Source organism: Pseudidiomarina marina, from assembly GCF_044807045.1.
In the GTDB taxonomy this organism is placed as follows: domain Bacteria; phylum Pseudomonadota; class Gammaproteobacteria; order Enterobacterales; family Alteromonadaceae; genus Pseudidiomarina; species Pseudidiomarina marina.
Genome location: NZ_CP085233.1, coordinates 2,172,531 through 2,187,961, shown reverse-complemented (window position 1 = coordinate 2,187,961; position 15,431 = coordinate 2,172,531). Strand labels below are relative to the sequence as shown.

Below are 15,431 nucleotides of genomic sequence, written 5' to 3'. Positions count from 1 at the left end.
AAAAGATACATACCTGATACATCGGCGCTAATATCTAATATCCAATAGCTAATATCGCCTTTGCTCTTCAGAGGCTGATGATGAGTAGGATGACGTGCAGTGCTACCACCGTAAATGTCAAACGGCCGCGCAACTCTAGATACCAGGCATGTGCGCTGAGCTTGCGGCGTTCATAGTTAAGCCAGAATAGATGAAGTAGCGCTAGCACCGCTAAGAACGAAAGTGTTGAATCGCGACAAATGGGGAGCTGGGTTGCAACGAGCACGGCAAAGCCGGTAACGGACGGCACCATGCTCCATTGCAGGCTGCGGCGATGGTCGCGGTCGTCGTCGGTCATGCATAGTCCCCAATGGATACCGCCAAGGAAACTGAAAATAATAGCGCTATAAAGAATAAACAGTGTCATGGCGAGCTCGCCTTGAAGATCGAGCAACGCCATGACGGTCAACACAATAAACGGTGCAAGTCCTGCGAAGCCAAGGCGCTGAGCCGTATATTGTGAGATTAAATTCATGCGATAAATCCTGTTTGTAGTACGTAAATGGTGTAGCCAATATAGCATGCCACAAAGATGCCGCCATGAACTCGGTTTATACGATTCGGTCGGTTATTTGGGCGGAATGCAAAAATTAGCAACATAAAGGTTAATACGGTCATCATTAACCAATCGCGGCTTAACACCAACGGTTCAAGCGATATTGGTGTAATGGCACCGGCTATACCGACAACGGCGAGCGTATTAAACATGTTAGAGCCGATGACATTACCGAGCGCTAAGTCATGTTCATTTTTACGAACAGCAGCTATCGCCGATGCTAATTCGGGTAATGAGGTTCCGACTGCAACAACGGTGAGACCAATAACGAGATCGCTAACGCCTAATGCGGTCGCAATATCGACGGCGCCCCAAACTAGGATACGTGAGCTGATGATTAATAAGATCAACCCGACTACGAGCCAAGTAATTGCACGGCTTACTGGCATCGCTGTTTCTTTGAGTTCTTGATCAAATTCGCTACTTAATACGTCATCACTGCCGGTCATGCCTTGATAGATACTCCAGCCGAGATAGCTCGCAAAGATGGCCAGTAAAATCCATGCTTCTAATTTCGTGATAACGCCATCGACAAGTGGCCAAGCGGCCAGAAGGGTAATCGCTATGAGCATGGGCGCTTCGCGCTTTAATACCTGGCTGGCAACGGCTATTGGCGCCAAAATGGCAGTGATGCCTAAAATAAGTGCAATGTTCGTGATATTTGAGCCGTAGGCATTTCCTAGTGCAAGACCTGGATTACCTTGCGCGGAAGCTAAAGCGGAGACGACCATTTCAGGTGCTGAAGTACCAAAACCGATGATCACCATACCGATAAGGAGGGCAGGCATACCGAAATGATTGGCTGTAGCAGCGGCACCATCAACAAATCGGTCGGCGCTCCAAACTAACAAAGCTAATCCAACAACAATGGCCGCAATCGCGAGTAACATAAAATTCCTTGGTGTTTTATTAAGTTGGTCAATATTTTAACTTGAATTCGTAGTACTTGTGAATGCAGTGTTGAACAGTCTAGACTGAAAGCACGAACAAAAAGAGGATTTCGTTATGACGGACAAGCAGTTAGCTCGACCAGAATTTATGATTGATAGTTGGGATTTCAGTCAGCATCCTGCGCAACCGATTCATGACAAATTTCATGAACGACAAAATAGCTGGTTTCATTTTCAACGAAATATTCCCGGACTAGCCGATTGGCTCATTGACTCAGGCATTCCGGAACCGATTATTGATGCCGTTTTAGAGGAAGATACGCGACCTCGCTTTGATCGTCTAAATGATGGTTTTTTGCTTATTCTTCGCGGTGTAAATTTAGCTGAAAGTGATCAACCTGAAGATATGGTGAGTCTTCGTATTCTGTATTTTAAGGGGAACTTGTATAGTTTTCGCCGGCGTCCCGTTAAAGCTGTTCAGTTAATTCAACGTGCTTTGGAGCAACAACAAGGACCTCAATCATTACCTGATTTTATGTTGCATCTTGTCGATGAAATGACCAATAAAATTGAACAACTGCAAGATAACATTGAAGCCGAAATGGAAGCCTTGGAAGATGATGAACAAGGAACAACCAGCGAACGCCAGTCAGCGTTGACGCAATTGCATCGTCGCCTGCTACGACTAACACGCTTTGTTCGCCCTCAATTAACAGCCTTGGATAAGTTGGCCGCCGATAGCAGTAAATGGTTTGATGCCGATTGGACACAGTGGTTATTGAACGAGCGTGACAATACCCATCGTGAACTCGAAAATATGGAAATGTTGCTTGAGCAGGTGTGGATGTTGCGCGAGCACTTACAGCAGGATTTGGCGGAAAAGATGAATCGCAACACTTACTGGCTGTCGATGGTTGCTGGGGTGTTCTTGCCGATTAGTTTTCTGACCGGTTTGTTTGGCATCAATATAGGCGGAATGCCAGGCGTTGACGACAACAGCGCGTTTTGGATATTTAGCGCTGCGTTACTTATCATTGCCGTCGTTGAATTTTTATTATTACGCCGATTGCGTTTTTGGTAACACCGTTGGTAGCGGCTGCACAGTCGGGGCTTGATCGTGAAAGCCTGGCAGTTCACAGTGATCTGCAGCAAATACAACGAGGTGATCAAACTCAGGTCTTAGGCCGATATTGGCACCGACAGTGAACTCTTCATGGGATGGACTTAGTGTCAGAATCTCAACGCCGCTTGCTAGTTCAATCGTATAAAGGTTGTGCGCACCACGGAAACCACGCGCTTTAATGGTGCCGCGAAGACGTGATGTTGGATCAGGAACTAAATCATCTGGACGTACAAGAAAGCTCACTGGTGTTCCTGCTGGAATTTGCAATAAGCTCGGGTGCTCAAGCATACCAAGTGGTGATGCCAACGAACCTTCCGTGTTCACGGTGCCTTGTAGCAAAACGCCGTGCCCAATAAAGTCAGCAACTAGCTGATGCTTTGGTTGGTGATACAGCTGATACGGGGTATCCCATTGCAACAATTCGCCTTGATACATGACACCAGCTTTGTCTGCCATGGCAAAGGCTTCTTGTTGATCGTGCGTGACTAATAACGCAGTAATTCCTTCTTTTTTCAGCAACTCACGTACTTCGACAGCTAACCGTTCGCGCAACTCGGCATCGAGACTGGAGAATGGTTCATCAAGTAACAGCAATCGTGGCTTGGGCGCAAGAGCTCGGGCTAAAGCGATGCGTTGTTGCTGTCCCCCCGAAAGTTCGTGGGGGAAACGTTTGTGATATCCGGGTAAACCGATACGATCAAGTAGTTCATCTACGCGTTTGCTTCGCTCAATCGCGCTGGCCTTACGCATGCCAAAACTAATGTTGTCTTCAACGTTTAAGTGCGGAAATAAAGCAAAGTCTTGAAAAACCATGCCAACGCCACGCTGTTCAGGTGCTAACGTGTGTTTTTCATCGGATACACTTGAGTCGTCAATATGAATGAAGCCTGACTGTAACGCTTGAAAACCGGCAATGGCGCGCAATAACGTTGTTTTACCGCACCCGCTTGGGCCTAACAGGCAACCAATTTCGCCTTGCTTGAGCTCCAAGGTAACGCCACGAACAATGTGTAGTGCACCGAAGCTAATGTGAATGTTATCAAGCTGTAACCGGGACAAACTCTTGCTCCTTTAATGCAGATTGTTGCGACTTTAACATAGCGCGAGACAATAAAATAACTGGAATCAGCCCCACCAATACCATCATCAATGCTGGCGGGCCAGCATCGGCGAGACGTTCGTCTCCTGCCATTTCGTATGCGCGAACGGCGAGAGTATTAAAGTCAAAAGGGCGCAATACCAAGGTTGCTGGTAGCTCTTTCAAAACATCGACACCAACTAAAATGAGTGCGGTAAGAACGCTTGGGCGTAACAATGGCAAATGAATTTTGCGCAACACCTGTAGTGGTTTGTAACCTTGAATACGTGCTGCTTCATCCATACTTGGACGAATCTCACCGAGCCCGGCCTGAATTGTCTGTAGCGAAACACTTAAAAAGCGAACGCTGTAGGCAAATAATAAGGCAAACACTGTACCCGATAATAATAATCCGGGATTCACACCGAACCACGATTCGCTAAGGGCAATGATGACGTGATCAATACTGGTAAGAAATACCATTAAGCCAACCGCTATCACTAGACCCGGAATGGCGTAGCCCAAACCTGCGAAGGCAACGCTGGTGCGGACAATTTTGGTTGGGATTTGGCGGCGACCATAGGCTAACCACAACGCCATTGTCACTACCAGAACAGCTGCAAGCACGGCAAGGCCAAAGCTATTCATCGTCAGTTGCCAAAACTCAGGATCTTGCCAGACTTCGCTGCGCTCAATCGACCAGCTTGTCAGTTGCAAAGCCGGTAAAATAAAGCCAAACAGTAATGGCAGCCAGCACGCAATACTCGCTGCAATGGCTTTCCAACCGTTCAGTTGAAATGGCGGCGCCGGGCGATTGTTGCGTTGATCGTATCGCGCTTGGCGACGCGACCAGCGCTCAATGAATATTAATAAAATAACTGCCACAAGTAGCATGCCAGCGAGTTGCAATGCGCCTTGTAAGTCTCCCAGACCGTACCACGTTCTAAAAATACCGGTAGTAAATGTCGTGACGCCAAAATACTGGACGGTGCCATAATCGGCTAAGGTTTCCATCAATGCTAATGTGGCGCCAGTAACAATAGCGGGGCGAGCTAGCGGCAAGGCTAAACGTAGGAAGCATTGCCATGGGTTTAATCCTAAACTGCGTCCGGCTTCTAAGGTTGTCGCAGATTGTTGGATAAACGTCGCACGGGTAATGAGGTACACGTATGGAAACAGAACCAAACTCAGCACGACAATGGCACCACCAAGACTGCGAATCTCAGGAAACCAATAATCGCCGTAACCCCACCCAAACCAATCGCGCAAAGTCGATTGCACAGGACCGGCAAAGTCCAGCATGCCAGTATAGGTGTAGGCGGTAATGTAGGCGGGCATTGCCAGAGGGAGTAATAGCGCCCAACTGAGAATTCGTTGCCCTGGGAAGCGGCAAGCCGTTGTAAGCCATGCGGTAGTGACGCCAAGCGTAATGACACCGACAGCGACACCCACTAACAGGATGATTGAATGTCGAATGTACTCCGGAACGACGGTGGCCCAAAGATGACTGAGCGTAGAGGTGTCGTTACTCCATACGAGTTGTAGCACCGACCAGAAAATAACGAGCAACGGCACGCCAATAACGACGGCCGTTGCAATTAATGTCAGTTGGCGCCACAAATTAAAGCGCATTAACGCCAGCCAGCTCGATTCATCAATTTAACGGCTGCAGCGTTATTTTCGCCTAAGAAAGTCATCGACAAATCATCAGCTTTGAAGTCGCCCCACGCCTGCAACGTCTCACTCCACTCAACGCCTTCGACGGCAGGGTACTCATTGTTGGTAGCCGCATACCAAGCTTGTGACTCAACCGACAGCAAAAACTCAATCAGTTGCTGCGCTTCAGTTTTGTTTTTTGCATGCTTGGTTAAGCCGATGCCAGAAACGTTCACATGAGTGCCGAAACTATCTTGGTTCGGCCAGAAAATTTTGAGTTTACTCGCGGCTTCACGTTGTTCAGCGTCATCGCCGGTCTGCATAAGACCAAAATAGTAAGTGTTTGCTACTGCTATATCGCAGACACCAGCTGCAGCGGCTTTTAACTGATCACGGTCACCGCCAACAGGTGGTTTCGCTAAGTTATTTACGAGACCTTTTGCCCATGCTTCTGTTTTTTCTTCGCCCCAATGCTCAATCAAAGCAGCAGTAAGCGATTGGTTATAAATATTGTCTGATGAACGAATACAAACTTTCTTGTTCCACTCAGGTTTTGCCAAATCTTCATACCCAGTCAATTGGCTCGGGTCGACACGGTCAGCAGCATAAAAAATTGGGCGAGCGCGTAAGCTCAAACCAATCCAAAGGTTATCGGTACCGTGCAAATGTGCTGGCACGGACTCTAATGCTTTGGCTGATGTCAGCGGTTGGAATACGCCTGCTTCAGCGGCACGATGCAAGTTGCCAGCATCAACCGTCAGAAATAAATCCGCAGGGGTGTTTTTGCCTTCATTCTGTAAACGAGCGAGAAGGGCATCACCACCACCCGTTAAAAGGCGTACTTCAATACCGGTTTCTGCGGTAAACTTTTCTAAGACCGGCTTAATTAGCGCTTCTTTGCGCGCAGAATACAGGTTAACTGTAGCTGCTTGTGCTACCGTTGCTGTTAAACTTGCTGCAATCGCGGTTACAGTGAATATTTTACGCAACATAGTTGAACTCATGATTGAATACCTCGTATTGATGGGTTGAAGTATATCGAAAAAAGATAACGAACGATATTGATTCGCATTTGGTACCTACAATTAGTTTGACGCAAATGAGAATTGTTATCAACAACTGATTGTAAAAAAATACAAAAGGAAGACTTATGTCAAATATGTCAGCACTTGCATTGATTGGTGTGCTCTCAATTATGTGCCAGTGGGGCGCATGGCGGATGAAAGTGCCGGCAATTTTGCCGCTGTTAATTGTGGGGATTGTGATTGGGCCGGTATTTGGCGTACTCGATCCGGACGCCGTGTTTGGTGATATTTTATTTCCATTAGTCTCGTTATCAGTTGCAATCATTCTGTTTGAAGGTTCGTTAACTCTCAAGTTTGAAGAGATACGTGGGCATGGCCGAATGGTAACGAACCTCGTCAGCATCGGTATGGTTGTCACCTGGGTGACTATTGCGATTGCTGCGTACTACCTGATTGGGTTTGGCTGGGAGCTCGCCGCGTTATTTGGCGCATTGGTTGTGGTCACAGGGCCGACAGTGATTATGCCGATGTTGCGCTCAGTGCGACCGTTGGCGCGACTCGGCAATATTCTGCGTTGGGAAGGCATCATCATTGATCCGATTGGCGCGTTATTGGCTGTGCTGGTCTATGAATTCATTATTTCGAGTCAGGGCGCTGGCTGGTCACAGGCATTACAGGCCTTTGCCACAACCATTGGCGTCGGCTTTGCACTTGGCTTTGCCGGCGGTAAATTACTCGGTTGGGCACTGATTAAAAATATCTTTCCGCACTACTTACGCAATGTCGCTACGTTAGCTGTGGTGTTAGGCGTCTTCGCGGTTTCAAATGCCATGCAACATGAGTCAGGCTTACTGACCGTAACCGTCATGGGAATGGTGATGGCGAATATGCGTGGTCTTGATTTAGATGAGATTCTTGAATTTAAGGAGACGCTGTCGGTACTTCTCATTTCAGGGCTATTTATTATTCTTGCGGCCCGAATACAGCCTGACGCATTTAATTCGCTTGGTTTGCCGGCAGTCGTTCTGTTGGCAATTATTATTTTTGTAGTGCGTCCACTGAGTGTGTGGTTGTCATCGATTGGTACGCAAACCGAATTCAAAGAGAAAGTCTTGCTCAGTTGGATTGCTCCGCGCGGTATTGTTGCTGCCGCAGTATCTGCATTGTTTGCATTGAAAATGCAGCAAGCCGGTTGGGAGCAAGCGGAAATACTTGTTCCTTTAGTTTTCTTGGTCATTTTAAGTACCGTCATTCTGCAAAGTCTAACGGCCAAACCTCTTGCTCATGCGCTGAAACTTCGGGAACCTCCCGCGCGTGGTTTTTTAATTTTCGGCGCAAATCCAACCGCGCGGTTGATTGCTAAATCGCTGCAAGAGAATAAATTTCCGGTGATTTTGGCTGACACTAACTGGGAACACATCAAACAAGCCAGAATGGAAAACTTGCCGGTTTACTTTGGCAACCCGACTTCCGAGCACGCGGAAAATAATATGGATTTAACCGGTATTGGCAACGTTCTAATTTTGTCGCCTTATCGGCAGTTAAACCCCGTGGTAGCGATGCATTTTATGGACTGGTTTGATGCAGAGAAGATCTTTGCGCTACATAGCACCGACCATGATGCGCCAGCGCGAAACCAATTACCGGACGTGTACCGTAAGCGCTTGAAACTATTCGGCAAGGGAGTCACGTTCTCAAAACTGGCAAGCCTGACCTTTCAGGGGGCGCAAGTTAAAACAACCGCATTAACTGAATCATTTCACTATGACGATTATCAGGATCGCTATGGTAACAGAGCGTTACCATTGTATGCACTGGATGAACGCGGGCATTGCCATTTATTCTCAAGTGACCAAACCTTTGAGCCAAAGGCCGGTTGGCAGATTGTGGCATTGGTTAGTCCCGAGCAAGAATTGGACGGAAACTAACATTTTTTTAAATTAAATCGTTTTTAAAATTAAAAACTTATAAAAATGTTACCAAATTGTAATTGAAATGCGTTTTTTTATTAGATAAGATGCCTGCATGGATTTGGGATGACACTCATGGAATGACGTTATCCCCTCGAACACGGATGTTCCATCCTCTTTTTTCTTCCGCCAATAGTCTTTATACTGCAGAGCCATTCATTCGTTGTTTTGGAAACGCATCATGCCGTTTACTACGTGGCTTAAAGCAATCTATAGATCGATTCTATCGGGCACCTTAGCGCTGATGTTATTTGGGTGCGAGCCGCAACAGCCAGTTGATGAACTTGAACAACATGTTATTGCGATTGATCAAACTCAGTTACCAACCGGAAATTGGGCGTTATCTAACTCGGCAATTCAACTAAGTTTTTGCCGCGATCGCGTTAATGAAGCGCTGATGGCCGAGGCCGATGAGCTGAATCGTTGGCGCTTGGTTGGCGAACAATCGGTATTTCCAAAGAATCGTCGCGAAGGTCTACAGCAGCTCGTTGAGTTATATCGACAACACGGTGTGTTGTTATATCAACTATCGGGCAATTTCGGGGCGCAATGGTATCGGATTGCGTACCGTCCGAATGAACCTGAACCCAATGTTATTGATGCATTTGCTAAAATAGGGCGTGATTCGCGAATTTGCTTTAGCTCACTCGATAACGATTAGCGAGGCGCATATGACGACGCTGCAGGAAGTAATTCAAGACAAACTACTTACGGAATTTTCTCCTCTACACTTAGACGTTATTAACGAAAGCCACTTGCATGGTACGCCAAGCGATGACTCGCATTTTAAAGTAGTGATTGTGGCGGAACTGTTTGATGGTATGCGTTTATTACAACGCCATCGCGCAATAAACAAGATTTTAAGAGATGAGTTGGCGGGGCCTGTGCACGCATTAGCACTGCATGTATATAGCCCAGTAGAGTGGCATCAGTTGCATGAAGTGCCGTCATCACCGGCGTGTCGAGGCGGCAGCAAGCTCGACTGAAGCTAACAGCTCAGATCACTTGCTGCACTGCAGTCGGTTACACTAGCCGCCATTTATATTGATATGAATTCAAAACAATAGGACATAACAACATGGTTATTCATCCAAAAATTCGCGGGTTTATTTGTACCAATGCGCATCCAGTAGGTTGTGCAGCACATGTTCAACAACAAATTGATTACGTGAAGCAACAACCGGCGTTGACTGATGTGCCCAAACGCGTTTTAGTCATTGGGTGTTCGACTGGATACGGCTTAGCGACGCGCATCAATGCTGCCTTCGGTGCCGGCGCGAAAACATTAGGTGTTTGTTTCGAAAAAGAGCCAACCGAAAAGAAAACAGCAACAGCAGGTTGGTATAACACGGCTGCATTCCACAGTGCAGCGAAAAAAGAAGGTTTATATGCGCACACCATCAATGGTGATGCCTTCTCAAACGAAATCAAACAAGAAGTGATTGCCAAAATTAAAGAAGATTTGGGGCAAGTCGACTTAGTGGTTTACAGCTTGGCATCACCAAAGCGCAAAGACCCAGAAACTGGTGAAGTTTACAGTTCAACATTAAAGCCAGTTGGTCAGGCTTACACCACTAAAACTTATAATACTGACAAAGATGAAGTTTCTGAAATAACACTTGAGCCGGCTAACGAAGACGAAATTCAACAAACCATCAAAGTCATGGGCGGCGAAGACTGGGAACTTTGGATGGCCGCATTGCATGATGCTGGTGTGCTTGCTCCGAATGCAAAAACCACAGCATATACCTACATTGGCAAAAAACTAACATGGCCAATTTATGGTCACGCGACTATTGGTAAAGCCAAAGAAGATCTTGATCGCGCGGCGGCGGCGATGCGTAGCCGTTATGCAGACATTCACCTCGAAGCTTATGTTTCTTCGTTGAAAGCCTTGGTTACACAAGCCAGCTCAGCGATTCCAGTTATGCCTTTGTACATCTCGCTTATTTACAAAGTGATGAAGGAAGAAGGAACTCACGAAGGATGTATTGAGCAGACTCATCGTTTATTACGCGATGCGCTTTATGCTGAAAATCCAAAACTGGATGAAGCAGGGCGCTTATTTATGAATGACTGGGAAACCAACGATCAAACTCAAGCAAAAATCGAGCAGCTCTGGAATCAAGTGACTCAAGATAACTTCCATCAGTTAGCTGACTATGCGGGTTATCACAGTGATTTCTTGCAGTTGTTCGGCTTTGGGATGGAAGGTGTTGATTATGACGCCGACGTCGATCCCGTCGTCACCTGGTAGAAAGGCAAAAGCGCTATTAGAAATTAGATATTAGATATTGGGAAAAGACAAAGCCGATAGCCAAAAGATGAGAGATGTTAGTGGAGATCAATGCCTACTAATATCTAATATCGAATAGCTAATATCGGTTTTGTTTTACCCGGTAAAAGTGCTAAAATGCGCGCCCTAGGTGAAAATGGACAGAATTTGGTCAGTGTAGGCATTTAAACCTTCGTTTACATGCCTGCGCTGGAGTGAGATTAATCTTCCCTAACGAGTAGTGCAAACGCGTATGATTACGATCAAGAAAGGGCTGGATATCCCGATTTCGGGTGCGCCCCAGCAAACTATCGAGGATGGCCAAGCCATCACCACCGTTGCCGTACTGGGTGAAGAGTATGTGGGAATGCGCCCAACCATGCATGTCAAGGTTGAAGACCGCGTTAAAAAAGGCCAGGTACTTTTCGAAGACAAGAAAAACCCAGGGGTTAAATTCACTGCACCTGCTGCGGGCGTTGTTAAAGACGTGCTGCGTGGCGCAAAGCGAGTTTTGCAAGCCGTTGTCATTGAAATTGACGGCGATGAGCAAGAAACCTTTGCCAAATACGACAGTAACGAATTAGCGAGCCTTGATCGTGCAAAGGTCGTCGAGCAATTGAACAACTCAGGTCAATGGGTTGCATTGCGGACTCGTCCATTTAGCCGTTCACCAAAGCTTGACGCAGAGCCTACCGCAATTTTTGTCAACGCGATGGATACCAATCCATTAGCCGCTGACCCAGCCGTTATTATCAACGAACACAAACAAGCATTTATTGACGGTTTGAAAGTTCTTGGTAACTTGACCCAAGGCAAAGTTTTTGTGGTTAAGGCGGCTGATGCTGACGTTGATGTTGGCGATGCCAAAGTACAACTAGAGAGCTTTGCAGGACCTCATCCAGCGGGTTTAGTTGGTACCCATATTCACTTTTTGCAGCCAGTTTCAATGGCCAAGCATGTTTGGCATATCGGTTATCAAGACGTAATTGCTTACGGTAAGTTGTTTACTACTGGTGAACTATTTACCGACCGCGTTGTTGCTTTGGGTGGCCCGTGCACCAAGAAGCCACGTTTGTTGCGCACGCGTTTAGGTGCAAACTTGCGTGAGCTTACCAAAGGTGAATTGGCGCAAGGCAACAATCGTATTGTCTCTGGTTCGGTGTTAAACGGCCATAAAGTTGACGATGCGCACCAATGGTTGGGTCGTTTTCATAACCAAGTCAGCGTATTAGCTGAAGGTGATCAAAAAGAATTCTTTGGCTGGATCAAGCCTGGTGTTAATCAACACTCGGTTACTCGTGCTTATTTAGGCCATTTGAATCCAAAGAAATTGTTTGCGATGACTACTACCACTAACGGTTCTGACCGTTCGATGGTTCCAATCGGCAACTATGAGCGCGTGATGCCGCTTGATATTTTGCCAACGATTTTGCTACGTGACTTGCTCTCGGGTGACACTGAACAAGCTCAAAAATTGGGCTGTTTAGAGTTGGATGAAGAGGATTTAGCGCTGTGTTCTTATGTTTGCCCAGGCAAATACGAGTACGGTCCTGTGTTGCGTAACATGTTGACCGAAATTGAGAAAGAGGGCTGATCATGGGCTTGAAAAGTTTTCTTGAGAATATTGAGCCAAACTTTGAAAAAGGCGGTAAGTACGAGAAGTTTTATGCCTTATACGAAGCGGCTGCAACCATTTTCTATACGCCAGGTAAAGTAACCAAAGGCATTACCCACGTAAAAGACAGCGTTGATTTGAAACGTATTATGATCTTGGTGTGGATGATGACTTTCCCAGCAATGTTCTGGGGTATGTACAACATCGGTAATCAAGCGGCTATGGCATTGGTAAACGGTTACGAGCTCGCTGATATTTGGCAAGTAGGCTTGTTTACTGCACTAGGTGGCGATTTAAGCACAGCCGGTTGGGCTGGTAAGCTGTTTTATGGCGCTTGCTTCTTCGTTCCTGTTTACGCCACAACCTTTATTGTCGGTGGTTTCTGGGAAGTCTTATTTGCTTCAATTCGTAAGCATGAAATCAATGAAGGCTTCTTCGTAACGTCAGTATTGTTTGCATTGACGCTGCCAGCAACCATGCCATTGTGGCAAGTTGCTCTAGGTATCACCTTCGGTGTGGTGATTGGTAAAGAGGTATTCGGCGGTACTGGGCGTAACTTCTTAAACCCGGCACTGACTGGTCGCGCATTCTTGTACTTCGCGTTCCCGGCTTCTATTTCGGGAGAGCAAGTATGGACCGCGGTTGACGGCTTCTCGGGCGCCACACTGCTCGGTCAAGCAACGTCAAGCACAGACTACATTACTGACACCGCATTATGGTGGGATGCTTTCTTAGGCAACATTCAAGGTTCAATGGGTGAAGTATCGACCCTGATGATTCTTATTGGTGGTTTGGCGCTTATCTACTTCCGCATCGCGTCATGGCGCATCGTTTCTGGTGTGTTTGTTGGTATGGTGGCATTGTCATTCCTATTTAACATGCTTGGTAGCGATACCAACCCAATGTTTGCTATGCCGTGGTACTGGCACTTGGTCGTTGGTGGTTTCGCTTTCGGTATGATGTTCATGGCGACCGATCCAGTTTCAGCGTCGTTTACCAATAAAGGTAAGTTCGCTTACGGTTTCTTGATTGGTGCAATGACCGTACTTATCCGTGTGGTAAACCCTGCGTATCCAGAAGGTATTATGTTAGCGATTCTATTCGCCAACGTATTTGCCCCGCTGTTTGACCACTTTGTTGTTCAATCAAACATTAAACGGAGAATGGCACGCAATGGCTAAGAAAAACGAATCACTCGGCAAAACGCTATTTGTCGTAATCGCGCTCTGTTTAGTGTGTGCGATTATTGTGGCGGGCTCGGCGGTTGGTTTGAAACCGCTGCAGCAGAAAAATGCTGCATTAGATATGCAACGCAACGTGCTTGATGCGGCTGGCTTATTAACGCCTGAAACAGACGTTATTGCAGTATTTGAAGAGCGTGTTGAAACACGTTTGTTCAACCTAAATACGCTTGAGGAAGTCGATTCAGTCGATGGTAAAAATCCTACTGAATATGACCCGATTGCTTCTGCTAAAAAGGCAGGGTTAGGCACCAAGTTAGAAAAATCGAACGATTTGGCTGGCATTGGTTCTCGTGAAGACGTTGCTAAAGTTTACTTTATCAACGACAAACAAGGTGAGCTAGAAACGGTTGTTGTTTACATTCGTGGTTATGGCTTGTGGGGTACTATGTATGGCCTCATGGCTGTTGCGCCCGATATGAATACCGTGAAAGGCATCAACTATTACGAGCACACCGAAACTCCGGGCCTTGGCGGCGAAATCCAGAATCCAAACTGGACAGCGAGCTGGGAAGGCAAAGAAATTTATGAAAACGACAGTGTGGCATTGGAAGTTACAAAAAATGTAACTGACAAAGACCATCAAGTGGATGCACTCTCTGGTGCGACGCTAACTAGTAACGGTGTTGAAAACACCATGAAGTTCTGGTTCAGCGAAAACGCTTACGGCCCACTGTTTGATAAAATTCGCAAAGGGGAGCTGAACTAATGGCCAGTGCAAAAGAAGTCAAAGAGGTTCTATTTGGGCCGATTTTTGCCAACAACCCGATTGCCCTACAAATCTTAGGTATCTGCTCGGCGTTGGCAGTAACATCGAAAATGGAAAACACTTTGGTTATGTGTATTGCACTAACCTTCGTGACGGCATTTTCAAACCTATTTATTTCGATTATTCGAAACCATATTCCATCGAGCGTGCGAATTATTGTGCAAATGACCATTATCGCCAGCTTGGTAATTGTGGTTGACCAAGTTTTGCGAGCCTATGCATATAGCATCGCGAAGGAACTTTCGGTATTCGTTGGTTTGATTATTACCAACTGTATCGTTATGGGCCGTGCTGAAGCGTATGCGATGAAAAGCACGCCAGGTCTGTCATTCTTAGATGGTATTGGTAACGGTTTAGGCTACTCAGTGGTCTTGCTAACGGTTGGCTTTATTCGTGAACTGTTTGGTTCTGGTAGCTTGTTCGGTTATCAAATTATGCAGCTCGCTTCTGAAGGTGGTTGGTATCAACCAATTGGCTTGTTGGTATTGCCACCAAGTGCGTTCTTTATTATCGGTGGCTTCATTTGGGTACTGCGTACCTTCCGCACCGAGCAAGTAGAGCCGAAGGATTAAGGAGCAGACCATGGAAGCCTATATCAGTTTATTTATTAAATCGATTTTCGTTGAGAACTTAGCGTTATCGTTCTTCCTTGGTATGTGTACTTTCTTGGCAGTATCTAAGAAAGTTACCACTGCGTTTGGTTTGGGCGTTGCTGTTATTGTAGTACTAGGCATTTCAGTACCTGTTAACAACTTGGTTTACCACAACATCTTGGCACCTGGTGCATTAGATTGGGCTGGTTTCCCAGATGCCGACTTAAGTTTCTTGCGTTTCTTGACCTTTATCGGCGTTATTGCAGCGCTGGTACAGATTCTAGAAATGGCATTGGATAAATACGTACCAGCGTTATATAACGCGCTGGGTATTTTCTTGCCATTGATTACAGTGAACTGCGCAATTTTCGGTGGTGTTTCGTTCATGGTTGAGCGTGATTACACCTTTGGTGAGAGCGTAGTATACGGTATCGGTAGCGGAATTGGCTGGGCACTTGCGATTGTTGCTTTAGCAGCGGTACGTGAGAAGTTGAAATATGCGGATGTACCTGATGGCCTACGCGGCCTAGGTATTACCTTTATTTCAGTAGGTCTGATTGGTTTGGGCTTTATGTCATTCTCTGGCGTATCCCTGTAATAG

The 15,431-nt window shown here is 46.4% G+C and carries 15 protein-coding genes; 10 read left to right on the top strand and 5 right to left on the bottom strand.

All coding sequences use genetic code 11. The annotated features are described in order from the left end of the window. Window positions 1-67: 67 nt before the first annotated feature. Window positions 68-514, bottom strand: a complete 447-nt coding sequence (locus LG272_RS10460; RefSeq protein WP_157980806.1) for a DUF3429 domain-containing protein — start codon at window positions 512-514, stop codon at window positions 68-70. Next, the gene (locus LG272_RS10455; RefSeq protein ID WP_404408392.1) at window positions 511-1,485 is read right to left on the bottom strand and encodes a calcium/sodium antiporter; all 975 of its coding nucleotides are present in this window, start codon (window positions 1,483-1,485) and stop codon (window positions 511-513) included. The genes LG272_RS10460 and LG272_RS10455 overlap by 4 nt, the downstream gene beginning before the upstream one ends. 115 nt (window positions 1,486-1,600) lie before the next feature. Here LG272_RS10455 and LG272_RS10450 point away from each other — a divergent pair, with 115 nt between their 5' ends. After that, window positions 1,601-2,566, top strand: a complete 966-nt coding sequence (locus tag LG272_RS10450; RefSeq protein ID WP_126759251.1) for a CorA family divalent cation transporter — start codon at window positions 1,601-1,603, stop codon at window positions 2,564-2,566. Here the strand turns inward: LG272_RS10450 and LG272_RS10445 are convergent. The 3 genes from LG272_RS10445 to LG272_RS10435 are packed head-to-tail and all read right to left on the bottom strand — an operon-like array spanning window position 2,543 to window position 6,346. Beyond that, the gene (locus LG272_RS10445) at window positions 2,543-3,667 is read right to left on the bottom strand and encodes an ABC transporter ATP-binding protein (protein ID WP_126759250.1); all 1,125 of its coding nucleotides are present in this window, start codon (window positions 3,665-3,667) and stop codon (window positions 2,543-2,545) included. The two genes, LG272_RS10450 and LG272_RS10445, sit on opposite strands and share 24 nt — an antisense overlap. Continuing rightward, a complete protein-coding gene (locus LG272_RS10440; RefSeq protein ID WP_404408389.1) occupies window positions 3,648-5,318 on the bottom strand; it encodes an ABC transporter permease in 1,671 nt (556 codons plus the stop codon). Before LG272_RS10440 ends, LG272_RS10445 begins: the two co-directional genes overlap by 20 nt. After that, a complete protein-coding gene (locus LG272_RS10435; protein WP_241967952.1) occupies window positions 5,318-6,346 on the bottom strand; it encodes a Fe(3+) ABC transporter substrate-binding protein in 1,029 nt (342 codons plus the stop codon). Before LG272_RS10435 ends, LG272_RS10440 begins: the two co-directional genes overlap by 1 nt. A gap of 146 nt (window positions 6,347-6,492) precedes the next feature. Here LG272_RS10435 and LG272_RS10430 point away from each other — a divergent pair, with 146 nt between their 5' ends. The 9 genes from LG272_RS10430 (at window position 6,493) to nqrE (ending at window position 15,428) form a co-directional block, all read left to right on the top strand. Then, on the top strand, window positions 6,493-8,295 hold the full coding sequence (locus LG272_RS10430; RefSeq protein WP_404408387.1) for a cation:proton antiporter: 1,803 nt from the start codon (window positions 6,493-6,495) through the stop codon (window positions 8,293-8,295). A gap of 223 nt (window positions 8,296-8,518) precedes the next feature. Beyond that, window positions 8,519-8,998, top strand: coding sequence for a hypothetical protein (locus LG272_RS10425; RefSeq protein WP_404408385.1), 480 nt, complete (start codon window positions 8,519-8,521; stop codon window positions 8,996-8,998). 10 nt (window positions 8,999-9,008) lie between these two features. Then, entirely contained in the window at window positions 9,009-9,323 is a 315-nt protein-coding gene (locus LG272_RS10420) for a BolA/IbaG family iron-sulfur metabolism protein (protein ID WP_126759246.1), read from the top strand. Window positions 9,324-9,415: 92 nt separating this feature from the next. Beyond that, the gene (gene fabV, locus LG272_RS10415) at window positions 9,416-10,594 is read left to right on the top strand and encodes an enoyl-ACP reductase FabV (RefSeq protein ID WP_404408383.1); all 1,179 of its coding nucleotides are present in this window, start codon (window positions 9,416-9,418) and stop codon (window positions 10,592-10,594) included. Window positions 10,595-10,865: 271 nt separating this feature from the next. Beyond that, the gene (locus LG272_RS10410) at window positions 10,866-12,206 is read left to right on the top strand and encodes a Na(+)-translocating NADH-quinone reductase subunit A (protein ID WP_126759244.1); all 1,341 of its coding nucleotides are present in this window, start codon (window positions 10,866-10,868) and stop codon (window positions 12,204-12,206) included. Between the two features lie 2 nt (window positions 12,207-12,208). Beyond that, a complete protein-coding gene (locus tag LG272_RS10405) occupies window positions 12,209-13,408 on the top strand; it encodes an NADH:ubiquinone reductase (Na(+)-transporting) subunit B (RefSeq protein ID WP_092855951.1) in 1,200 nt (399 codons plus the stop codon). Then, window positions 13,401-14,177, top strand: a complete 777-nt coding sequence (locus LG272_RS10400) for a Na(+)-translocating NADH-quinone reductase subunit C (RefSeq protein WP_126759243.1) — start codon at window positions 13,401-13,403, stop codon at window positions 14,175-14,177. The genes LG272_RS10405 and LG272_RS10400 overlap by 8 nt, the downstream gene beginning before the upstream one ends. Further along, the gene (locus tag LG272_RS10395) at window positions 14,177-14,809 is read left to right on the top strand and encodes an NADH:ubiquinone reductase (Na(+)-transporting) subunit D (protein ID WP_126759242.1); all 633 of its coding nucleotides are present in this window, start codon (window positions 14,177-14,179) and stop codon (window positions 14,807-14,809) included. Before LG272_RS10400 ends, LG272_RS10395 begins: the two co-directional genes overlap by 1 nt. Window positions 14,810-14,819: 10 nt before the next feature. After that, complete coding sequence (gene nqrE / locus LG272_RS10390) at window positions 14,820-15,428, top strand: NADH:ubiquinone reductase (Na(+)-transporting) subunit E (protein ID WP_126759241.1); 609 nt, start codon at window positions 14,820-14,822, stop codon at window positions 15,426-15,428. The last annotated feature ends 3 nt before the right edge of the window (window positions 15,429-15,431 follow it).